This is a genomic window from Acinetobacter sp. FL, assembly GCF_040744925.1.
Taxonomy (GTDB): domain Bacteria; phylum Pseudomonadota; class Gammaproteobacteria; order Pseudomonadales; family Moraxellaceae; genus Acinetobacter; species Acinetobacter radioresistens.
In genome coordinates this window covers 3058699-3080135 of sequence record NZ_CP160437.1, presented here as the reverse complement: position 1 = coordinate 3080135, position 21437 = coordinate 3058699, and the positions used below count along the sequence as shown (strand labels likewise).

Annotated in this window: 18 protein-coding genes and 1 pseudogene; 7 read left to right on the top strand and 12 right to left on the bottom strand. The window is 42.5% G+C overall.

Features of this window, described 5'->3' with window-relative positions; all coding sequences use genetic code 11:
* Positions 1-317 precede the first annotated feature (317 nt).
* Both ABZP31_RS14425 and ABZP31_RS14420 read left to right on the top strand, forming a co-directional pair.
* Positions 318-554 (top strand): DUF378 domain-containing protein, encoded by a 237-nt coding sequence (locus ABZP31_RS14425; protein ID WP_005023947.1) that lies wholly within the window; start codon positions 318-320, stop codon positions 552-554.
* 357 nt (positions 555-911) lie between these two features.
* Positions 912-2483, top strand: a complete 1572-nt coding sequence (locus tag ABZP31_RS14420) for a histidine-type phosphatase (RefSeq protein ID WP_026444019.1) — start codon at positions 912-914, stop codon at positions 2481-2483.
* Between the two features lie 120 nt (positions 2484-2603).
* Here the strand turns inward: ABZP31_RS14420 and purC are convergent, their stop codons facing one another.
* The 3 genes from purC to dapA are packed head-to-tail and all read right to left on the bottom strand — an operon-like array spanning position 2604 to position 4878.
* A complete protein-coding gene (gene purC / locus ABZP31_RS14415; RefSeq protein ID WP_005023952.1) occupies positions 2604-3323 on the bottom strand; it encodes a phosphoribosylaminoimidazolesuccinocarboxamide synthase in 720 nt (239 codons plus the stop codon).
* A 36-nt stretch (positions 3324-3359) separates the two neighbouring features.
* A complete protein-coding gene (locus ABZP31_RS14410) occupies positions 3360-3968 on the bottom strand; it encodes a hypothetical protein (protein WP_005023954.1) in 609 nt (202 codons plus the stop codon).
* A gap of 13 nt (positions 3969-3981) precedes the next feature.
* A complete protein-coding gene (gene dapA / locus ABZP31_RS14405; RefSeq protein ID WP_248133786.1) occupies positions 3982-4878 on the bottom strand; it encodes a 4-hydroxy-tetrahydrodipicolinate synthase in 897 nt (298 codons plus the stop codon).
* 709 nt (positions 4879-5587) lie between these two features.
* On the opposite strand from dapA, the gene mhpT reads away from it, so the two are divergent.
* The 3 genes from mhpT (at position 5588) to ABZP31_RS14390 (ending at position 8661) form a co-directional block, all read left to right on the top strand.
* Complete coding sequence (gene mhpT, locus ABZP31_RS14400) at positions 5588-6790, top strand: 3-(3-hydroxy-phenyl)propionate transporter MhpT (RefSeq protein WP_119879725.1); 1203 nt, start codon at positions 5588-5590, stop codon at positions 6788-6790.
* A 145-nt stretch (positions 6791-6935) separates the two neighbouring features.
* The gene (gene pncA, locus ABZP31_RS14395; RefSeq protein WP_248133785.1) at positions 6936-7580 is read left to right on the top strand and encodes a bifunctional nicotinamidase/pyrazinamidase; all 645 of its coding nucleotides are present in this window, start codon (positions 6936-6938) and stop codon (positions 7578-7580) included.
* Positions 7581-7698: 118 nt separating this feature from the next.
* Entirely contained in the window at positions 7699-8661 is a 963-nt protein-coding gene (locus ABZP31_RS14390) for a bile acid:sodium symporter family protein (protein ID WP_248133784.1), read from the top strand.
* A 356-nt stretch (positions 8662-9017) separates the two neighbouring features.
* On the opposite strand, the pseudogene ABZP31_RS14385 reads toward ABZP31_RS14390, so the two are convergent.
* Positions 9018-10430: pseudogene (locus tag ABZP31_RS14385) on the bottom strand (PLP-dependent aminotransferase family protein).
* 112 nt (positions 10431-10542) lie between these two features.
* Between ABZP31_RS14385 and ABZP31_RS14380 the strand changes: the two are divergent.
* The gene (locus ABZP31_RS14380; protein ID WP_248133783.1) at positions 10543-11451 is read left to right on the top strand and encodes a DMT family transporter; all 909 of its coding nucleotides are present in this window, start codon (positions 10543-10545) and stop codon (positions 11449-11451) included.
* A 74-nt stretch (positions 11452-11525) separates the two neighbouring features.
* Here ABZP31_RS14380 and glmS read toward each other — a convergent pair whose 3' ends face one another.
* From glmS to ABZP31_RS14340, 8 genes are all read right to left on the bottom strand, one after another.
* A complete protein-coding gene (gene glmS / locus ABZP31_RS14375) occupies positions 11526-13364 on the bottom strand; it encodes a glutamine--fructose-6-phosphate transaminase (isomerizing) (protein ID WP_005017717.1) in 1839 nt (612 codons plus the stop codon).
* A gap of 11 nt (positions 13365-13375) precedes the next feature.
* The gene (gene glmU / locus ABZP31_RS14370; RefSeq protein ID WP_248133782.1) at positions 13376-14740 is read right to left on the bottom strand and encodes a bifunctional UDP-N-acetylglucosamine diphosphorylase/glucosamine-1-phosphate N-acetyltransferase GlmU; all 1365 of its coding nucleotides are present in this window, start codon (positions 14738-14740) and stop codon (positions 13376-13378) included.
* 21 nt (positions 14741-14761) lie between these two features.
* Positions 14762-15238, bottom strand: coding sequence for a phosphatidylglycerophosphatase A (locus tag ABZP31_RS14365; RefSeq protein ID WP_248133793.1), 477 nt, complete (start codon positions 15236-15238; stop codon positions 14762-14764).
* A 22-nt stretch (positions 15239-15260) separates the two neighbouring features.
* Positions 15261-16178 (bottom strand): thiamine-phosphate kinase, encoded by a 918-nt coding sequence (gene thiL, locus ABZP31_RS14360; protein WP_248133781.1) that lies wholly within the window; start codon positions 16176-16178, stop codon positions 15261-15263.
* Positions 16179-16190: 12 nt separating this feature from the next.
* Positions 16191-16640: a transcription antitermination factor NusB gene (nusB, locus tag ABZP31_RS14355; RefSeq protein WP_005017726.1), complete on the bottom strand. Its 450-nt coding sequence runs from the start codon at positions 16638-16640 to the stop codon at positions 16191-16193.
* Between the two features lie 3 nt (positions 16641-16643).
* Entirely contained in the window at positions 16644-17114 is a 471-nt protein-coding gene (gene ribE, locus ABZP31_RS14350; RefSeq protein WP_005017729.1) for a 6,7-dimethyl-8-ribityllumazine synthase, read from the bottom strand.
* An 11-nt stretch (positions 17115-17125) separates the two neighbouring features.
* Positions 17126-18247 carry a bifunctional 3,4-dihydroxy-2-butanone-4-phosphate synthase/GTP cyclohydrolase II gene (gene ribBA, locus ABZP31_RS14345; protein ID WP_005017730.1) on the bottom strand — a complete coding sequence of 374 codons (1122 nt, stop codon included), beginning with the start codon at positions 18245-18247 and terminating at the stop codon, positions 17126-17128.
* 280 nt (positions 18248-18527) lie between these two features.
* The gene (locus tag ABZP31_RS14340; protein ID WP_155757371.1) at positions 18528-19811 is read right to left on the bottom strand and encodes a hypothetical protein; all 1284 of its coding nucleotides are present in this window, start codon (positions 19809-19811) and stop codon (positions 18528-18530) included.
* 59 nt (positions 19812-19870) lie between these two features.
* On the opposite strand from ABZP31_RS14340, the gene serB reads away from it, so the two are divergent.
* Positions 19871-21091, top strand: a complete 1221-nt coding sequence (gene serB / locus ABZP31_RS14335) for a phosphoserine phosphatase SerB (RefSeq protein WP_005017734.1) — start codon at positions 19871-19873, stop codon at positions 21089-21091.
* Positions 21092-21437 lie beyond the last annotated feature (346 nt).

Below are 21437 nucleotides of genomic sequence, written 5' to 3'. Positions count from 1 at the left end.
ATCATAAGTTAGTAATTGGCTAGAGATAAATTTTTTAAATAGAAAATTCCAAAATTTTTAATCTTTAGGCACTCTATATAAGGAATTTAAATTATATAAAATATTTAATAGTATTTCTTTTATAGCTAAAAAACTCAATTTTTATAAGTTTACATTGAACACTAATTGTACAAATAAAAGTAACCTAGTTAAAATTTAAACTCTATAAAATGACACTAGCTCAACATAGAAAACAGCTTTTTAGCATCAAAACAACATATTAAATTTAATTAAATTCTCATAATTAATATATCAAATAGATGGCTGGAGAGTAACCTATGAGACTTAATACAATCGACTGGATTGCATATGCTTTAACAATTATTGGTGGAATTAACTGGGGCCTGGTTGGTGCATTTAATTTTGATCTAGTTGCTGCAATTTTTGGTGAAATGAGTGCTCTATCCCGAATTATTTATGTATTGGTTGGTTTGTCTGCACTTTATCTAATTTATACGGGTACTAAACTGGGTAAAACAGTGCACCATGACCCTCATGCAAAAGTTGTTCGCTAAGTAAGCCTAATATTTTAAATTTTATATAAAAATGGAGTCTTGGCTCCATTTTTATTTTTATAAAACACTATTTTTACCTTTTTCTTAATATTTAAAAGCCACTCTATAAATATTAGCTTATAGCTTTTCTATTATTTTTTATAAATTTCCTACTGCTGCTTTACAGTTAAATATTAAATTTCTATTTTAAAAATTAACTTCTTATTTTAATGGAAACTATTTAATCAATACTATTCACCCAATTATAAAACAATTAATAGAATATTCTAGCAGAGATCCTCTTTTAAAATTAGTAATAAAATTGACATAACATTAAATTATTATACCCAGCATTTCCTTATCTATTATTTAAATTATATGAATAAAATATTTAAAATCAGCATATTAGCTTTAAATTTATTTATAGTTGCCTGTAACGATGAAACCAGTAAAAATTTAGTCATACCACCTTCAAATCATACTGAGTCAAAATATTATCAAACTAAAACCCCTTATCAGCCACAACAGGATATAAAAAGTTACGAGCCAGTTCCTTCAGGCTTTCAGCCTGTCTTTATAGAGATGGTTGCACGTCATGGATCAAGAGGGTTATCAAGCCTTAAGTATGATCTGGCCTTATATCATTTATGGAAACAGGCGAAAGCAGAAAATGCCTTAACTCCTTTAGGGGAACAACTGGGTAAAGACCTAGAAACTATGATGCAAGCTAATATACTTTTAGGCTATGGGGTAGAAGGTATTCGCCAGTTTGGTTATGGTAATGAAACTGTGACAGGCATTTTGGAACATCGTGGAATTGCTGACCGCTTACTGCAGCGTTTACCAAACTTGTTTAATCAGGATGCTTCAATCTGGATACAAAGTTCTGGAGTGGACCGGGCAGTCGATAGTGCAAAATTTTTCACAGCTGAATTAATTCAGCAGCGAAGTGAGCTTAAAAATAAAATAGAACCTGACTCCTATACCAGTCTGACCAGTACTATTTCTCCTACCATTGAAGAAGGTGGAGTCGACCGCTTCAAGCTTTATTTTCACCGCTTAAATGCAGAGGAAGATTTAATTAAAGCACTTAACCCTCATCAACAGGAAATTTATGAGACGAGTCAGACCTATCAACAGTTTGAAGAAAATAATGATGACTTGAACAAGAAACTTGATGAATTATCTAACCATACTCAGGCTGAGGCAGTTGCATTAACTGTACTCGAACCCATCTTTAAGGCAGATTTTATTCGAAAGCTCGGTTTACCTGACTATATTTTCAGTAATACAGGCTCATTTACGGTCACTACTCCTGCAGGGGAGCAAGTTACAGAAAAGGGTAAGGGTAAAAATACAATCGCAAGCACGGTAGATGCTGCAGCTTATCTGTATGAGCTTTATTCGATTTCAGGTGGAATGCAAAGTGAATTACGAGGAACAGACTTTGCTAAATACATGCCTTTAAATGCTGCCAGGTTTTACGCTGAATTTAATGATGCTCATGACTTTTATGAAAAAGGACCAAGCTTTTTAGAATCAAATCAGGTAACAAGTAAAATAGCATATGGCCTAAAACAGGATTTATTTCAACAAGCTGATCAGGTTATCGAGAAAACACAACCTTATAAAGCTGTTTTACGTTTTGCCCATGCAGAAATTATTATTCCGCTTGCGACCAGTCTTGATCTGCATAGTATGATGCAACCTTTAGCCCTGCATCAGACTTATAGTTATGCTACCAGCACATGGCGGGGCGAAACAGTTTCACCTATGGCCGCCAACATACAGTGGGATATTTATCAAAATCCTCAAGGTCATACGCTAGTAAAAATGCTTTATAACGAAAAAGAAACTTTATTTAAACCAGCTTGCAATTATGCACGTTACCAACCCACAAGTTTTTATTATGATTATCAAAAATTAAAACAGTGTTATCAGGGCCGTTAAATTGCTGGGTAAAAAATTATACTTATCTGAATAATAAATCCATGATTGAAGTGTCCAAACATAATACTATTAAAATAAAAAACCGGACTCTATGTCCGGTTTTTTGATTTACTGCTATTTTCAGATGTCGGACAGATCAATACCTAAACGTGCAGCTACTTCTTCATAGGCCTCAACAACACCTCCTAATCCCTGACGGAAACGGTCTTTGTCGAGTTTTTTCTTGGTATCCTTATCCCATAGACGGCAGCCATCTGGAGAGAACTCGTCACCAAGTACTATACGGTCATGGAACACACCAAATTCAAGCTTGAAATCTACCAGAAGCATATTGCCCTGAGCAAACAGGTCTTTTAGAACTTCATTTACTTTATAGGTAAGAACCTTCATCTGTTCCAGCTGCTCCGCAGTAGCCCAGCCTAAGGCAATTGCCTGAGACTCGTTTACCATTGGATCACCTAAACCATCATCTTTAAAGAACAGTTCAAAAGTAGGTGGATTAAGTTCCTTACCTTCTTCGATACCTAGACGACGACATAATGAACCTGCAGCATAATTACGGATCACACATTCTACCGGAATCATTTTCAGTTTCTTGACCAGAACTTCTGTAGGTGAAAGCAGCTTCTCGAAATGAGTTTCGATCCCGGCAGCAGCAAGTTTTTCCATGATAAAGGCGTTAAAACGGTTATTCACCTTGCCCTTACGATCTAGTTGTTCGATTTTTTCGCCATTGAACGCAGAGGCATCATCACGAAAGACTAAAATCAGATGGTCGGCAGAATCTGTTTCATATACAGATTTCGCTTTACCCGTATAAAGCAAGGTTTGTTTTAACATGGAGGAACCTTTTTACAAAAAAAATGCCTAGTACGACTAGGCTGGCCAATTTTGGTAAATCTGAGCTAACAGCTCTGCAGCCTGCTGTGGATCTGCAAAACTATTATCGGCATTAAACACAGCAAGTGTATGACTTGCACCTACGGAGGTTAGTCTTAAAACATATGTCCGGTTATCAGCTTTAATAGTGGCTTCATGACCATTTTTACTCTGGCCAACCACGCTATAGTTAAGGCTGCTCAGCGTGGCAAGAGTATATTGCCAGATCGTTGCCGAGTTACCCTCAATTTTAAGTAACGGATTGCGGTTACCATCCATCACTACTTGAGGACGCCCAGTTTCAGTCACATTCTGAGCTGTAGCAGACTGATTTGTACCTTGCTGAGCTGATTCTGGACGAGGCAGGGCAAAACGGTTGCCCCGCTTATTTTCAAGTTTAGGCGCATTATCAATGGCGAGCTGTTCAACTGTAGGTGCCGGATACAGCGGCGTAGCTGGTCGTACCAGAGAACCTTCAGGATATTTAAGTGGTTCTAGTGTGGTTGTATTTTTATAGTCAAGAGAACCATTATTGATGCTCATGGAACTGCAACCAGCCAGACTTAAGGCTGAAAGGGTCAGGGCTAAACCAATACGTAACTGCATAATCTTTGTGCTCTTATTCAAGTATACCCGCTGCTTTGAGGGCATCACGCAGTGGGGTGCGATACTGTTCTGCAAGTGGGGTCAGCGGCAAGCGAATACCAGTGCCAATCAGACCCATTTCATGAAGAGCCCATTTCACAGGAATTGGATTCGATTCACAAAATAGAATGTTATGTAAATTTGATACTTTATTGTTAAGTTCAAGAGCTAAAGTCTTATCTCCCTTGATTGCAGCTGCACAGATTTCGCTCATGATCTTAGGTGCAATATTGGCAGTTACAGAAATATTCCCCTGAGCCCCGCCATGAATCAGCTCGCATGCTGTAGCATCATCACCCGAATATACTGAAATCTTGTTTTTCAGCCCTTCGATCAGTTTGCAGCCCCGCATAATATCGCCGGTAGCATCTTTAATACCAATAATCTGTGGAAGATCAGCCAGACGGATTACAGTTTCATTCTGCATGTCTACACCAGTACGACCTGGTACATTATACAAAATCTGTGGTAAATCGACAGCTTCAGCAATCGCTTTATAATGTTGATAAAGACCTTCTTGTGTCGGTTTATTATAATAAGGAGTCACCAGCAGGGCAGCATCTGCACCCAGTTCCTTGGCTTCTTTAGTCAGTTCGATGGCTTCGCGTGTTGAGTTCGCACCAGTGCCGGCAATAATAGGAATACGTTTGTTGGCCACACGAATGATTTCTTTGATCACCTGTGTATGTTCAGCCATACTTAAAGTCGATGCTTCACCTGTTGTGCCAACAGCAACAATGCTGTTAGTGCCTTGTTCTATGTGCCACTCAACCAGCTTCTCAAGACCCTTCCAATCTACGCTACCATCTTCAAACATTGGGGTGACAATGGCGACAATTGAGCCTTGAATGGTCTGTGCTTGCTGAGTCATTTTAAAAAAATATCCTTGTTGTCCATCCGGATAGTTTAAGAATTAAGTGTCTGGATGGTTGCAGTATTTTGAGTGTAAGCAAAATATGAACAGGCATGGCCCATTGCATAATGCTTATGCAAATTATGACTGAACATCTGGTGAAGAACAATATACTTTCGCCAAAGCGATGAAAAACTTTGATGAAACATATTCAGGCGACCAAAAATTTTTAATTTCCAGTCTGATAATGAATTGAACCGAATTATTTTAATTTAGAAAACCTGTAGTTCAGGACAGTGAAATGACCAGGTAAATCATCAAATATTAAAATTAATAGTCTGGAGAGCCAGAAAGATAAAAATCACCTGATTAAGAGCTAATTGTGATGAGCTTATAGAGGAATATAATAAAAAAAATTTAAAATATGATGTGCTAAAATTACTCAAAAAATAATAAGTTATTAGTTCTAGCTATCAGAAAATTAGTAGAAGTTAGGCTAAAAAATCAAAAAAATATAGTATTTACAGCTCTATTGCTGAGTTTTTTAGTCAGTATTATTTGCCAGTTATTGTTTTTATCACTATCTCAGTATTTTTATATTAGAAGAAAATTCCAGTAATTAATAAAAAAAATAGAAATTTCTAGAACTTATGGATAGTTATATTAAATGTTGGCCTTCTGGATGATGTGAGGCTAAGTCATCACCTCTACTTTAAGGATACGCTAGATGGGTGGATCAAATAAAAAGCATTCCATTATTACGGTGGTTATCTGTTTTTTAATTGCTGTCATTGAAGGGCTAGATATTCAGGCTGCGGGAATTGCAGCTGCCGGTATCCGTGAACATTTTGGGCTAGATAGCTCACAGTTAGGCATATTTTTTAGTGCTGGTATTCTGGGGCTGTTACCGGGCGCATTAATCGGGGGACGTTATGCAGACCGGATTGGCCGTAAAAAAGTTCTGATCTGGTCAGTTGCAACCTTTGCGGTATTTACTTTATGCACGGTATGGGTCAACAGTTTCTATAGCCTGCTATTGGTACGGTTGCTGGCAGGTGCAGGGCTCGGCGCGGCTATGCCGAATCTGATTACTCTGGCTTCAGAAGCCGTGAGTCCTGCCCAGCGTGGCCGTGCTGTAGGTTTGATGTACTGCGGTATGCCGGTCGGCGCTGCCGCACTATCCTATATCGCCAGTCTGGAGTTTGGGGCTGACTGGAAAAATATTTTCTACCTGGGTGGATTGCTACCGATTATTGTTATTCCGATTATGGTTAAATTTTTGCCAGAATCACATGAATTTTTGCAATCCCGACAATTACAACCCCAAATCGAAATACCAAATTCATTTAAACCACTGTTCAACCAAGAAAATTTATTACGGACTTTGCTGGTATGGGGCAGTTATTTTTTGACCCTGATGGTGGTGTATATCATGTTAAGCTGGTTACCGTCCCTGTTTATGGAACTCGGTTTCTCGCGTAAAGAAGGCAGCACTGCACAGTTCTTCTTCATGGTCGCAGCTACCGTTGGTACAATTATTCTGGGTATTTTGACAGATCGCTGGAAAAAAGCCTATGTCATACTCCTCATGTATGGCGGTATTGCTGCCGGGCTGTTTAGTTTAAGTGCAGCGGGTTCCTTGCAGCAGATGTACTGGGCAGCTGCTTTAACTGGTGCTTTTGTCATTGGTTGCCAAGGGGTACTGTATGCGTTTGGCAGTATTGTTTATCCGACTAATATCCGGGCTAGTGGAGTAGGTATGGCATCTGCTGTAGGACGGGTTGGAGCTATGCTTGGGCCAGCAATTGCAGGTCAGTTGCTGTCTGCCGGTTTTGGTGCTGTTGGAGTCATTTCTGCAGCTATTCCCTGTATTATTATTTCAGCAATACTCATGCTGTTTTTAGTACGCCGCTTGCCTGCACAGACCTGAATCTGATCATTTAAAAGCCCGCATCTGCCGGGCTTTTTTATTGGTGTGACGAGAAAAACACAGAAATTCAACTTGTCTGGTTAAACTGTGCTGAAACCACGCTACACTATTTTGATTTTCAGATACAGCTTAGAGGGGCTACCGCATGCTTCCGCAAAACAGTGCTTTGATTATTGTCGATGTGCAAAATGGTTTTTGTCCCGGTGGCAATCTGGCAGTCAATGGGGCGGACCAGATTATTCCGTTAATTAACCGGCTGGCTCAAAAGTTTAAAAATATTATCCTGACTCAGGACTGGCATCCGGAAAATCATATTTCATTTGCAAAAAACCATGTAAATAAAAAGCCTTATGACAGTATTGAGCTAGCTTACGGGACACAAGTACTGTGGCCGGCACATTGTGTTCAAGGCACTGACGATGCTGAATTACATCCCTTGCTCAATGTTCCAGCTGCACAGCTGGTAATCCGAAAAGGATTTCATCCTGACATTGACAGCTACTCAGCTTTTCTGGAAGCAGACCAGGAAACTGTAACCGGTCTGGCAGGTTATTTAAAAGAACGCCGAATTGATACAGTATATATTGCAGGGATTGCTACAGACTTCTGTGTGGCCTGGACAGCAATGGATGCACGTCAATTCGGTTTTAATACTTTTGTAATTGAAGATGCCACCAAGGCAATTGATCTTGAGGGTTCACTTGAACAAGCTTGGCAGCAGATGCTGGATAGGGGCGTACAACGTATCCAATCAGATGATTTATTTAAAGTCACAGTTCAAGATGAGTGATGTGCTCAAAGAATATGGCAGAATGGGTATTTAAACCCGCTTACCTCAACAGAAAAAGAATATTTTTATAGTAAAACTTTAAAGTTTGATTTTCTCTGTCAATACATGGATGAATTTTATGGCTGCCTTGTTACGCTTAACCCAGTTTATTCAGAAAACTTTTGCATTATGGGTTGTCCTGTTTGCAGGGATTGCGCTATTAGTGCCTGAGGCTTTTGTCTGGCTCAAGGCCTATATTACCTGGATGCTGGGTATTATCATGTTTGGCATGGGCATGACCATGACACCAAATGATTTTAAAAGCGTATTACAAAGCCCAAAAGCAGTAATCATTGGAGTAGCTGCCCAGTTCGTAGTCATGCCGGGTCTGGCTTTTATTTTGTGTAAATTATTCCAGTTACCGCCTGAAATTGCGATTGGTGTCATTCTGGTCGGATGTTGCCCGGGAGGTACAGCTTCTAATGTAATTACTTATATGGCCAAGGGCAATACGGCGTTATCAGTAGCCTGTACCTCGGTATCTACCTTATTGGCACCTATTCTTACACCAGCAATTTTTTATGTATTGGCCAGCCAGTGGATTGAAATTAATGCTGCTTCAATGCTGGTTTCTATTTTGCAGGTAGTGCTATTTCCAATACTGCTAGGGCTCATTGTCCGTAGCTTACTTAAGCAAAAGGTAAAACAGTATATTCAGGTCATGCCTCTGGTTTCAGTGGTTGCTATTGTGGCCATTGTGGCTGCGATCATTGGCGGCAGCAAGGCTTCTATACTGGAATCCGGGTTAATGATTCTAGGAGTAGTCATGCTGCATAATACCTTGGGATATTTGTTGGGATTCTGGGCCAGTCGCCTGTTTAAGTTACCTTATGCAGACAGTAAAGCGGTGGCAATCGAGGTTGGTATGCAGAATTCAGGACTGGGTGTTGCACTTGCCGCCGTACATTTTGCTGCTTCACCAGTTACAGCAGTACCAAGTGCCATCTTTAGCCTCTGGCATAATATTTCCGGCCCGGCATTGGCAACTTACTGGGCCAGCCGAACTCGACAGGAAGTAGCGCCACAGCGGCATGAGGAATAAAACTGGTTGTATCTAAACTGTGAACCCAGCTTTTCTCAGAGATGATGATCTAAAGTGCTAGAGTGGTAGTGTTCAATAAGAGTGCGCAATATTAATGCGCTTCAGCCGGTATAATATAAAATTTGGCTAGCCTTAAACCACCAGATGAAACAGGTACAACTTATAGTCTTCACCCGGCCATACCATATAGCGAGCGATAATATTGGAAAATAGACGTTACGCATAATCTTGAAAATTCATGATTATTAAAGCTGTCAGCGGTACAACTATAACTGATCACCTAGAGACTAACTTTCCTAATCGGCTTATAGGATGGATATACAAGACGTCTATACTAATCAGGAATAATCCTGCAGTTAAATATCGGTGCTGCCAGCTCTGGATTGTTTGTTTAAGACTTTCTCCAGGATCTGGTAGATTTTCTTATGATTGGACTGTGCCACATTAAATCTTAGGAACTGATTAGCGGTTGGTGATGAGCTGAATGCTCCGCCTGGTGCGAGAATTACACCATGTTTGAGCGAATCTTTAGAAATTTTATCCGCCTGATAGCCCGCAGGTAACTGGCACCAGAGAAACATACCCGCTTTAGGTAACAACCAAGGGTGAATATCTAGCTTTTTTAAGTTTCCTGCGGTTTTACTCATAGCCTCTGCCAGATGCAGGCGCAGCCAGTCCAGATGCTTGCGGTAGGCTGAATCTGTTAAGGCATGATAAATAATTTCAGTATTTAAATGATTGCTGTTAAAACAGGTAGCAATCTTAAGATCGATCAGGCGTTCAACCCATTCTGGTTTGGCAGCGATATAACCGCAGCGAATAGATGCTGACAGGGTTTTAGAAAAGCTGCCAATCTGTATTACCTGATGAAAGCCATTTAATGCTGCATAACGGGGTGCCGGAATTAATTCAAGATCAGCAAAGATATCATCTTCTATAATAATCAGTTGAGCTGCCTCGGCCAGTTTGAGTATCTGGTATGCAGTAGAAATCGAGAGGCTGGCCCCAGTCGGGTTATGTATACCGGCATTAGTAATATAAAGTCGCGGCCGTTTAGCCAGTGCAGCTTGAAACGCTGCTATATCTGGACCCTGAGCTGTAAAAGGAACTGCTATAGTTTCGACTTTATGCACCTTGAGTAACGCGTGAAAGTTAAAATAGCAAGGGTCATCAATCAGGACAACATCACCTGGATTTACAAAGAGCCGACAGATCAGGTCGATTGACTATGTACCGCTATCAGACAAAATTATCTGCTCAGGTAGACTGTATACCCCTGTCATCTCCATACGTCTGGCAATCAGATGGCGTAAGGGTGCATAACCGGCAGGTGTAGAATAGCTGACCAGACCATCAGGTTCAGTTCGTGAGGTTTTTCTCAGTGCTTTTCGTAAAGCAGCTTCTGGCATCCAGTTTGCCGGCATCCAGCCACATCCTGGTTTGAGAGAATCTGGCTTTGCTTCAAGAGATTGCCGTGAGATCCAGAGCGGATCTATTTCCCGGGTGAAACAAGGTTCAACCGTATTTAAAGGATAAGCCCTGACCGACGAGCAAACAAAATAGCCCGCTCCGGCACGTGCTTCTATAAGTTCTTCCGTGACCAGCCGTTCATAAGCCTCTACAACGGTAGAGACCGAAAAATTAAATTCCTGGGCCATTGCCCGTACTGAAGGTAAGCGTGCCCCTGAGACCAGATGGCGGTTTGCTACTTTTTCACGCACACTTTGCATGACTATTTCTATTTTTGTTTTCTTTACATTATTTTCCATAACAGTGCCAATTTCTAGAGCAATACAGTACGTTTAAATTGTATGGGGCTGTATCTGTTAGTACAACTATAAGATGTCTTATAACACATCAACCGTTATAGGAAGATAGAGTATGTATAAGTCATCTAGAGGCTGGTTAAATGGGCTGATTGGCGTAATTATTTTTTCAGGTTCCCTGCCTGCAACCCGAGTCGCTGTGGCAGGTTTTACCCCGGAGTTTTTAACTGCTGCCCGTGCAGCAATTGCCGGATTGCTGGCCTTATTGGTCTTAAAAATATTGAAAGAGAAATGGCCTAAACGTACTCATGTGGGCTCTCTGGTAATTGTATCTTTAGGCGTTGTTATAGGTTTCCCTTTATGTACTGCACTTGCGTTGCAATACATTAGTGCATCATATTCAATTGTCTTTATTGCTCTGCTGCCCCTATCTACAGCTATTTTTGGTGTAATACGTGGTGAACAGTGGCCCCAGCCTTTATTTTGGTTATTTGCACTTCTGGGTAGCAGTGGTGTCATGGGTTTTATGCTGCTTAAAGTACAGGGTGAAAATAGCATGTCTGGAAACCTTTGGATGCTAGCTGCCATAACGGTTTGTGGACTGGGTTATGCTGAAGGAGGAAAACTGTCGAGACAGCTTGGCGGGTGGCAAGTAATTTCTTGGGCTTTGGTAATTTCTTTACCGCTTATGCTCATACTGAGTTATGTCTATCTACCACAAAGTTTTAGCCAGATTACTATTTCTGAGCTGCTGGCACTGTTATATGTCGCTTTCTTTAGTATGTTTCTCGGTTTTATTTTCTGGTATCAAGGCTTGGCACAAGGTGGGGTACTGGCAGTAGGACAATTACAACTGCTACAACCGTTTTTAGGTTTAGGCTTGTCTGCTTGGTTGTTGAATGAAACCGTAAGCCCAATAATGTGGGGGATTTCACTCATGGTTGTCATTTGCGTAGCAGGAGCTAAAAAATTTTCGGTATATCCCTCGTCTACTAATTCTATAAACAATGTAAAACAATCTTAATTATGAAATGATCATTTCTTTTAAATAATAAAAAAGAGAGCAATAAACTCTCTTTTTTATTATCAGATATTAAATTATTCGACAGTAACGGACTTGGCTAAATTACGCGGCTGGTCCACATCGGTACCACGTAGCACTGCAACATGGTAAGACAATAACTGCACTGGAACACTATATACAATAGGTGCCAAGCAGGCAGTTACAGTAGGAATGCTGACCACATGCTGACGCTCTTTTTCCTGTATACCACTGTTCTCATCTGCAAAAACAAATAATTCTCCACCACGTGCCTGTACTTCTTCCATATTCGATTTTAATTTATCGAGCATGTCATCTTGTGGCGCAAGAATAACTACTGGCATATCGTTATCTACCAATGCCAGTGGGCCGTGTTTTAATTCTCCTGCTGCGTAGCCTTCAGCATGGATATAGGAAATTTCTTTCAATTTAAGCGCGCCTTCTAGCGCGATCGGATAATGAATCCCCCGGCCTAAAAACAGACAATGCTGTTTTTCTACAAACAGCTCAGAGAGACGTAAAATCTCACTGTCATGTTGCAAGGTATCCAGTATTACTTTTGGACAGTGCCATAACTCTGCCGTAATCTCAGCAATCTGCTGAGCACTAATACTTTGCTTGACCTGACCGACTTTTAATATTAACAGCATTAATGCCGCCAGCTGGGTAGTGAAGGCCTTGGTTGAGGCGACACCAATTTCTGGCCCTGCCAAAGTCAGCAGATAATGATCTGTTTCACGTACCATTGATGAAGTTGCAACATTACAAATCGTCATGGTGGTAATTGGGATATTTTTCTCGGCAGCCCGTTTTTTGGTATCACGCAGGGCAGCAAGTGTGTCGGCAGTTTCACCAGACTGAGAAATACAGATATATAGGGTATTTGCTATAATTACCGGCGAACGATAACGGAATTCGCTGGCGATTTCGACTTGGCAGGACAGCCCGATAATCTGTTCAAACCAGTATTTGGCAATCATCCCGGCATGATAGCTGGTGCCACAGGCAATAATCTGTACCTGCTGGATATTCTTGAAATCATTTTCAGCACTTTCCAGAAAATCTTCACGCAGGTGGTCACTATTTAGAGCCTGAGATATTGTCTGCTGAATCGCTTCCGGCTGCTCATAAATTTCTTTGAGCATATAGTGCTTATATTCACCTTTAGATGCATTGCTTACTGTAGCATCCAGCTCTTTTACCGGACGGTCAATACGCTGGCCATGAGCATAAACTTCAATACTGTTACGGGTGAGGCGTGCAATATCACCTTCTTCCAGATAGATAAAACGGTTAGTGATCGGAAGCAATGCCAGCTGGTCAGAGCTAATAAAGTTCTCGCCAATACCTACTCCAATCACAAGAGGTGAGCCTTCACGTACTGTAATTAACTCATCCGGATGATCAGTATGGATAATTCCCAGTGCATAGGCACCTTTTAACTGTGGAACCACCTGATTAACTGCTTCCAGCAGATTTGAGGTTGATTTAAGGGCATCATTAACCAGATGTGCCACTACTTCGGTATCGGTCTGTGAGGTGAAAACATAGCCGAGAGCTTCCAGATCATCTTTGAGTTCCTGGTAATTCTCAATAATACCGTTATGAACAACTGCAACATTACCAGAGATATGCGGGTGAGCATTATCTTCAGTCGGTTTACCATGAGTGGCCCAGCGCGTATGAGCAATACCGACCGAACCGCTAATCTGGCTGTCACGAACTGCCTCTTCCAGCATGGCTACTTTACCGACACGGCGTTCGCGTACAATCTGGCCATTATGCAGCAGGGCAACACCGGCTGAGTCATAACCCCGGTATTCAAGGCGTTTTAGGCCTTCAATTAAAATATTAATAATATTACGTTCAGCAACGCCACCAACAATACCGCACATAGTTTATTCCTCTATTTTTTAATTTTTTGTGGACGCTGATAGTTTTCTTTGGAGAGCTGTTTGGCACGTTCAAAAGCCAGAGAATAATCTTCAACATCACGGGTAATGACTGAGCCTGCACCAACTGTTGCGCCATTACCTATTCTGACCGGGGCAACCAGTGAGCTATTTGAACCGACAAAGGCCTCATTACCAATAATGGTCTTATGCTTGTTGGCACCATCATAATTACAGGTAATTGTGCCTGCACCAATATTGGAATTTTCGCCGACTTCAGCGTCCCCTAAATAAGTAAAATGATTGGCTTTCGAGCCTGTACCGATAGAGGTATTTTTCACTTCAACAAAATTACCAATATGTACATCATTGCCAAGTTTTGCGCCCGGACGAAGGCGGGCAAATGGCCCAATCTGGGTATTTTCACCCACTACCGCGTTTTCAAATACGCTATATGGCTGGACTTTGGTTCCAGCCGCAATTTTAGTATTTTTGAGAACACAGCCTGCGCCAATCTCGACAAAATCACCGAGTTCACAGTCGCCCTCAATAATGACATTAATATCAATTCGCACATCTTGGCCGGCTTTTAATGTTCCACGTAAATCAAAGCGTGAAGGATCAATCAAATGCACCCCTTGCTGCATAAGATCTTTCGCCTGCTGCTGCTGAAAATCGCGTTCCAGTGCAGAAAGTTGCAGGCGGTCATTTATTCCTTCAACTTCAAATGCCAGTTCTGGTTGAATTGATGCAATCTCCAGACCGTCTGCCACGGCCATCGCTACAATGTCAGTCAGGTAATATTCACCCTGTACATTGTCATTGGAAAGCTGCGGCAGCCACTGATGCAGCTTGGCATTGCTGACACAATAAATACCGGTATTGATTTCATTAATCAGACGCTGCTCATCCGACGCATCTTTGTGCTCGACAATTGCCTGAATTTTGCCACTTTCACGTACAATCCGGCCATAACCTGCTGGATTTTCTGCAGTTAAAGTAATCATGCCAATACCGGTTTCTCTGGATGCCTCCAGCAGCTGTGCTAATGTCTGCTGGCGCACTAACGGCACATCACCATATAGAATCAGAGAAATACCTTCTTTAGGTAATACCGGCAGCGTCATTTGAACCGCATGTCCGGTTCCGAGCTGTTCTGCCTGTTCTACCCATTGAATTTTTTCTTCAACAAATGCATCTTGAACCAGTTGGCCACCATGGCCATAAATCGTAATAATATTTTCAGCTTGTAGTTTTTTTGCGGTCTCAATCACATGACCAAGCAATGGACGCCCTGCCAGAGGTTGTAAGACTTTAGGTAAATGGGAACGCATTCGGGTTCCTTTACCTGCCGCAAGAATAATAACGCTTGTAGACATGAGTAATCCTAAAAAATAGGGTTAAATCTTGGAAAAATATAAATAAATTAATATACAGAGTGCAGCCCAGATACCCGCGATAATATCATCAAGCATAATACCAAAGCCACCATGTACCCGGCGGTCAACTACCCGGATTGGCCAAGGCTTCCAGACATCGAACAAACGGAACAGGGCAAAACCGATAAGAACCCACAGCCAATTCATCTGACCCAGATACACCAGTGGTAAAAATGAAATAGACTGTCCAGCAAATTCATCCCAGACAATGCGGCCATCGTCATGTACACCCATGAGTTCAGCAGTACGCCCGCATAGATAAATACCTAGCAGTGACATCAGTACAATAATTAAGACACTATTAAAAAAACCCAGTGCCAGCCAAGCGGGTATAAACAGCAAGGCAAAAGCAGAACCAAACGTACCCGGTGCCTTAGGTGCTAGACCTGAACCGAAACCTACGCCAAAAAATACAATACAGCGCTGTGTCCAGGTCATCTGTTTAAATTTGATGGAAGGTTTATGCAAAATGTTGATATCCGTGAAACTGAAACGGATGGTCTATGCCATCTTTTTCAAAAGTTAAGCCGAGCCGCTCAGTAATATGCCCGATTTTGCTAATTTTTACATGACTTTGTTGTTGTAAAAGTTTTTCATAAGCCGTCGGACTCAGCGTAAAGCAAAGCTCATAGTCATCACCACCAGCTAGGGCATACTGGAATTTTTCATTTAAAGAGAGCTGCTGTAGTACAGGATCAAGTGGCAGACACTCGAGTTCGATCCGTGCGCCTACATGCGATACCTGTAAAATATGACCTAAATCCTGTGCCAGTCCGTCTGAAATATCGATCATGGCTGAGGCCATGCCTTTAAGCTGCTGGCCAAGTTCACAGCGTGGTGTGGGATAATCTAGCCGTTTTTGCAGAGGATGCCCGGGATGTTGCAGACCATAAGCCGCATCTCCAACCTGCCCACTTACACAGATATAGTCACCTGCCTGGGCCCCGCTACGTGTAATGGCCTGTCCGGCTTCAACCCAGCCCAATGCAGTAATACTGATAGTCAGATGTGGACCCTGAGTGGTATCACCACCAATCAGGCTAACACCAAACTGCTGGCAGCAGTCAAATAGGCCTTGGCTAAAAGCCTGTAACCACTCGTGATCTACCTGTGGCAAAGTTAATGCCAGTAAAATACTGTGTGGTTTGGCACCCATGGCAGCAATATCAGAAAGATTTACCGCGACACTTTTCCAGCCAATGGCATGGGCAGAGGTCGAGAGCGGGAAATGACGGCCGGCCACGAGTGTATCGGCACAAATGACCAGTTGCTGGCCAGGAGGAGGGGAGACCAGAGCCGAGTCATCTCCAATACCTAAATCAACCTGACTATGATGATCACGGTTAAAGTAGGTCTGAATTAAGGAAAACTCGGCCATCGTCAACAGCTTTTATTCAGCTTGCTGTTTTTCTGCCGCACGCAGACTTTGTGCCAGACGGTCAAGTACACCATTAATGTATTTATGACTATCTGCACCACCAAAATGTTTGGCTAGTTCGATCGCTTCATCCAGTACGACCCGGTAAGGAATTTCAAGATGATCCCGTAGCTCGTAAGCGCCCAGACGTAACGTAGCCAGTTCTACACCATCAAGTGCACCAAGCTCACGGTCAAGTACCGGAACCAATAAGGTATCAAGTGCTTCATGCTGGGCAACAACTTGCGTAAGCAGCTCATGGTAATAGCCAAGGTCGACCTTATGCATGGCATTTTCAGCACGGGTACGAGCTTCAATTTCATGCACCGGATTATGGCTCATTTGCCATTCATATATACCTTGTACAGCAAAACGGCGTGCTTTGCGTTTTGCTGCATAAGTTGCTTGAAGAGTTTGCGACATCTTTTAGATTGCCTTTAACAAGTTAACCATTTCAATAGCAGTCAGGGCAGCTTCGCTACCTTTATTACCTGCTTTTGTACCAGAGCGTTCAATCGCCTGTTCAATACTGTCCGTAGTTAATACACCATTGATCACTGGCAAGCCAGTATCTAGCCCAACTACGCCCAAGCCCTTGGCACATTCACCGGCTACAAAGTCAAAATGTGGTGTACTGCCGCGAATCACTGCGCCTAGCGCAATAATGGCATCAAATTTGTCTGTTGCAGCTAGTTTTTTTGCAACTACTGGCAGTTCCCAAGCACCCGGTGCGTGAACAACAGTAATATTCTCTTCAGATACACCATGACGTTTCAGTGTATCAATCGCACCTTCTAACAGATGTTCTACAACAAAACTGTTAAAACGGCCGACCAGAATCGCGTAACGGCCTTCGCTCGCGAGATGTAATAAACCTTCAATACGGCGAATCGCCATAGCAACCTCGATTATTTAACTAAAGTTTGATCTGCGGTGATATATTCCACCACTTCCAGATTAAAGCCGGACAGGGCATTAAAGCGTAATGGCGAGCTAAGTAGCTGCATTTTCTCTACCCCCAGATCCCGTAAAATTTGTGCCCCTACCCCAATAGTCTGATACTGCTGCGATAACGCTGCGTTCGATTTGATCGGTTTAGGCTTGTTCAGGCTTTCAAGCGCAGGGCCCAAGTCCTGCAAGTGACGCTGTCCGATCCAGACCAGTACACCACGTTCGCTATCAGCAATGGTTTTTAAGGCACGGTCCAGATTCCAGGCTGGCTCGCCTTCCTGCTTGTTAAGTTTCAGCAGATCACGAGCTGGATTAAAACCATGCACACGAACCGTAGTGACCCCTTCTTTAGGCTCACCTTTTACTAGCGCCAGATGAATATCCGGGTTACCGATTTCACGATAACGATACAGGTCAAAAGTTCCATATTCAGTGTCGATACTTTGCTGGTCAATACGTTCGATAGTCTGTTCATTGGTCATACGGTAATGAATCAGGTCTGCAATTGTACCGATTTTCAGTCCATGTTTTTCAGCAAAAATTTCCAGATCCGGACGGCGTGCCATTGTACCGTCTTCTTTAATAATTTCACAAATGACTGAAGCCGGTTCCAGTCCTGCCAGTCTTGACAGATCGCAGCCTGCTTCTGTGTGTCCGGCGCGGTGCAAAACACCTCCCGGTTGAGCCATTAATGGAAAAATATGTCCTGGCTGGACAATATCACTTGGTTTGGCATGGGCGGCTACGGCAGTACGAATCGTGTGAGCTCGTTCAGCTGCTGAAATGCCGGTTGTGATACCTTCAGCCGCTTCAATAGACAGCGTAAAGTTAGTTCCGTGCTGGGCACCGTTAGAATCCACCATCAGTGGCAGATCCAACTGCTTGCAGCGTTCACGGCTTAAAGTCAGACAAACCAGACCACGCGCATGCGTAATCATAAAATTAATATCTTCAGGGCGTACGTGCGTGGCGGCCATCACTAAATCGCCTTCATTTTCACGATCTTCATCATCCATCAGGATGACCATTTTTCCTGCACGGATATCTGCAACGAGCTCTTCTACAGTATTGAGCGGCATCTATCTAGACCCTCTTTTTTTGTCTTGCTGACAATAAATTGCATTGATAAGCCATAGTCTAACGTGTTTTAACTATATTTGCCTATGCTTATGATATGGATGTTCCGGTTCTGTTATACACACCCTAATAGCCCTTTGAAAAGAGTGAAGATTTTAAAACAGAGCTGAATGTGCTTAATCTTTGTTCACCTGGAAGATTTTGGGCCTGTGTGCCAAGGCTTTTAGACTGAAATAAAAAAACCTGACCTATATACAGATCAGGTTTGTGTTTTCAGAGAAACTAGACTTGTTCTGAACGTACTTTTTTACCCATCAGGATTTCAGTACGGATTTGCTGTGCAAGTTCAGCAGACTCAGTATTTAAACCATTGAGCATAAATGCATTTCGGGTAAGGACATTACTCGGATTTGGCATTGGCATTAGCTGGTAATTCTGGCTGATGTCTTTAAGCTGTTCATTATTGAGATATAAGGCAGTTTCCTTGGCGTTGAGCTGCTGGGCCAGACGTTCAGCAGCTTGCTGGGCGTTGAGTTGCATTGCCTCAACCGCGGTTGCAACCGCACTCCGTGTTTGCAGGGCAAAACGTTTGTCTTCACGGTAACGTTTATACAGTACATCTGAAAGTAACTGGAATACCGTGCCTACCATAAGCAGACACTCAACTGCCGGTTTGGAGTCAGCAGAGACAGAAACGACTGCACCATTCTGGTTAAATTCCTGTCGAATTTCCAGATTGCTACTGCGTAGATGATAATGCTGTGCACACAGCTCAATACTTTTATTCAGAAAAATCTGACAAAGCTTAAAGTAAGGCACAGAAACGGACTGGTTTACGCTACTAAGCAACTGTTTTGGATCATAGAACTGAATGTTTAAAGCCACTCGCTGATCATTATCTGAGGTTGTTTCGGCAGTTCTAGCTTTAGGTAATGGCTGGGCTTTAGCCTGCTGCTGGACTTGGGCCACCATCAGGGCAGAATTATGTTTCTCTAGTTCAAGGGCCTGGGTCAACTGCTGAATTTCATGTTTCAGGCGTGACTCATTATTGATCCGTGCCAGATATTCGCTACGGCTTGGACGCGCAACTGCCCGGTAAGCCAGCCATAACAGCATATGTATAAACAGTGATGCCAGAATTGCCAGCCATTGGGTCCGTAAAATTTCACCAATACTGGGTTTAATCAGACTGACTTCAATACTGCCCACTTTCTTTTCATTCTGCAGCGCATCACGCACAAATACTTCACCCTGACGGGTTTTAGCCATGCCACTTGATGCTAAAAGCTGGTTGTTGGCATCCAGAATGCGAATAGATGCCACACTCGGATTGGTCGCATAACGGTTGGCGACCAATGCCAGCGAAACCGGGTTGGGGGGGTCCAGCTCTGCCAGAGAGTCGCTGACCAGTTGACTGGTCATCAGCTGGCCTTGGCTGGCCCGATTCTCATTGAGTTGATGGGTTGTTGCAAGAACCAGTAAAAAGGTATGCAATGCAAAACTTATTATCAGCAGGCTAGCAAATAGCCCTTGTCTAGGCGCATTCAACGTAAACTTCCAAGGCAATTATATTTGATTTCGATTATGATTCTTACAATAGTTGTAGCTCAGACCCGAGTCAATTCATGCGAGAAATCATTCTTATATCATTTTTAGGACCTGATCAACCCAACCAGTTTACGCGATTAATGCAGGTATTGTCCGTACATTCCTTGCAAATTCTGGATGTGGGGCAGGCCGTTATTCACAATCAGCTCACCTTAGGCATTGTAGTCGCGTCAAACGACCAGACTGCAACAGCTCTGGCAATGAAAGAGATTTTGATTTTAGCACATGATATTGGTTTAACTGTGCGCTTTAAACCAATCTCAAGCACAGAATACGAACAATGGGTGAATGAAGGTGGCCGAACCCGTTATATTGTCACGGCTTTAGCACCTGAACTGTCAGCTTCGCATTTACAAGCTGTTACGAATATTGTCTCAGGGCAAGGCTTTAATATCGAAACGGTCACCCGTCTATCGGGACGGCCTCATCTGAATCATGAACAGGTAGAACCTAAGCGTAGTTGCATACAGTTTGGCTTGAGCGGACAAATGCTCGATGCCGCAGCTATGCGAGCTGCCTGTCTGAGGCTCTCAACTGAACTTAATGTTGACGTTGCTGTACAAGAAGATAATGCTTACCGGCGTAACCGACGCCTGGTCTGTTTTGATATGGATTCCACCCTGATTGAACAGGAAGTCATTGATGAATTGGCAATAGAAGCTGGTGTTGGTGCACAGGTGGCTGAAATTACCGAGCGTGCCATGCAGGGTGAACTCGATTTCCAGCAGAGTTTCCGTGCACGGGTTGCTCTGCTTAAAGGGTTAGATGCCGAAGTTCTACCAAAAATCGCCGAACGACTGACAGTGACAGAAGGTGCAGAGCGTCTGATTTCAACGTTAAAAGCTTTGGGTTATAAAACTGCTATTCTCTCGGGTGGTTTTCAGTATTTCGCAGAATATTTACAGGCCAAACTCGGGATTGACGAAGTACATGCCAATATACTTGATGTAGAAAATGGCCGTGTCACTGGTGAAGTGAAAGGACATATAGTCGACGGTGCCCGCAAAGCCTTCTTACTGCGTGAACTGGCAGAAAAAATGGGTATTTCCCTGGAACAGGCAATTGCTGTTGGAGATGGTGCTAATGACTTGCCTATGCTTTCAATCGCGGGCTTAGGGGTGGCTTTTCGTGCCAAACCTCTAGTACGGCAAAATGCTAATCAGGCAATTTCGAGTGTAGGCCTAGATGGTGTTCTTTATTTATTGGGTGTACACGATAAGGACCTGAATCGTGCCTGATGCGTAAATACAGTTACAACTTGTGCGACTCAGGAGTCGCACTTTTTGTTGGTAAACTTCTGATAAACAGATAGTTAATAAAAAAATAATCTTGGTTTGTATATGTGTAGATTAAACTAAAAAATTATCTTTTTGCTCAAAAAAGCAACATATTTTTTTGTAATGACGCGCCAAGATTGATACAGCTTGGGATAAGACATTTCTATATATTTTTTAAATGTAATGACAAAAGAATGTTGCGACAAGGTATGTCGTGTAATCGGAATTCAGGGCTTTTTTTCTATAGAAAACTCTTCATAATGCCAACAAGTACAAAACAGGCTAAGCAGAATAATCAATTTTGCAG

Bases quoted from the DNA above. Each gene is read 5' to 3' on its own strand.
- serB (WP_005017734.1), top strand. From the start codon at position 19,871: ATGCGAGAAATCATTCTTATATCATTTTTAGGACCTGATCAACCCAAC.
- ribE (WP_005017729.1), bottom strand. From the start codon at position 17,114: ATGGCGATTCGCCGTATTGAAGGTTTATTACATCTCGCGAGCGAAGGC.
- pncA (WP_248133785.1), top strand. From the start codon at position 6,936: ATGCTTCCGCAAAACAGTGCTTTGATTATTGTCGATGTGCAAAATGGT.
- ABZP31_RS14425 (WP_005023947.1), top strand. From the start codon at position 318: ATGAGACTTAATACAATCGACTGGATTGCATATGCTTTAACAATTATT.
- ribBA (WP_005017730.1), bottom strand. From the start codon at position 18,247: ATGCCGCTCAATACTGTAGAAGAGCTCGTTGCAGATATCCGTGCAGGA.
- ABZP31_RS14410 (WP_005023954.1), bottom strand. From the start codon at position 3,968: ATGCAGTTACGTATTGGTTTAGCCCTGACCCTTTCAGCCTTAAGTCTG.
- ABZP31_RS14390 (WP_248133784.1), top strand. From the start codon at position 7,699: ATGGCTGCCTTGTTACGCTTAACCCAGTTTATTCAGAAAACTTTTGCA.
- mhpT (WP_119879725.1), top strand. From the start codon at position 5,588: ATGGGTGGATCAAATAAAAAGCATTCCATTATTACGGTGGTTATCTGT.
- thiL (WP_248133781.1), bottom strand. From the start codon at position 16,178: ATGGCCGAGTTTTCCTTAATTCAGACCTACTTTAACCGTGATCATCAT.
- dapA (WP_248133786.1), bottom strand. From the start codon at position 4,878: ATGACTCAGCAAGCACAGACCATTCAAGGCTCAATTGTCGCCATTGTC.
- nusB (WP_005017726.1), bottom strand. From the start codon at position 16,640: ATGTCGCAAACTCTTCAAGCAACTTATGCAGCAAAACGCAAAGCACGC.
- ABZP31_RS14380 (WP_248133783.1), top strand. From the start codon at position 10,543: ATGTATAAGTCATCTAGAGGCTGGTTAAATGGGCTGATTGGCGTAATT.
- glmU (WP_248133782.1), bottom strand. From the start codon at position 14,740: ATGTCTACAAGCGTTATTATTCTTGCGGCAGGTAAAGGAACCCGAATG.
- ABZP31_RS14365 (WP_248133793.1), bottom strand. From the start codon at position 15,238: ATGACCTGGACACAGCGCTGTATTGTATTTTTTGGCGTAGGTTTCGGT.
- glmS (WP_005017717.1), bottom strand. From the start codon at position 13,364: ATGTGCGGTATTGTTGGTGGCGTTGCTGAACGTAATATTATTAATATT.
- purC (WP_005023952.1), bottom strand. From the start codon at position 3,323: ATGTTAAAACAAACCTTGCTTTATACGGGTAAAGCGAAATCTGTATAT.
- ABZP31_RS14420 (WP_026444019.1), top strand. From the start codon at position 912: ATGAATAAAATATTTAAAATCAGCATATTAGCTTTAAATTTATTTATA.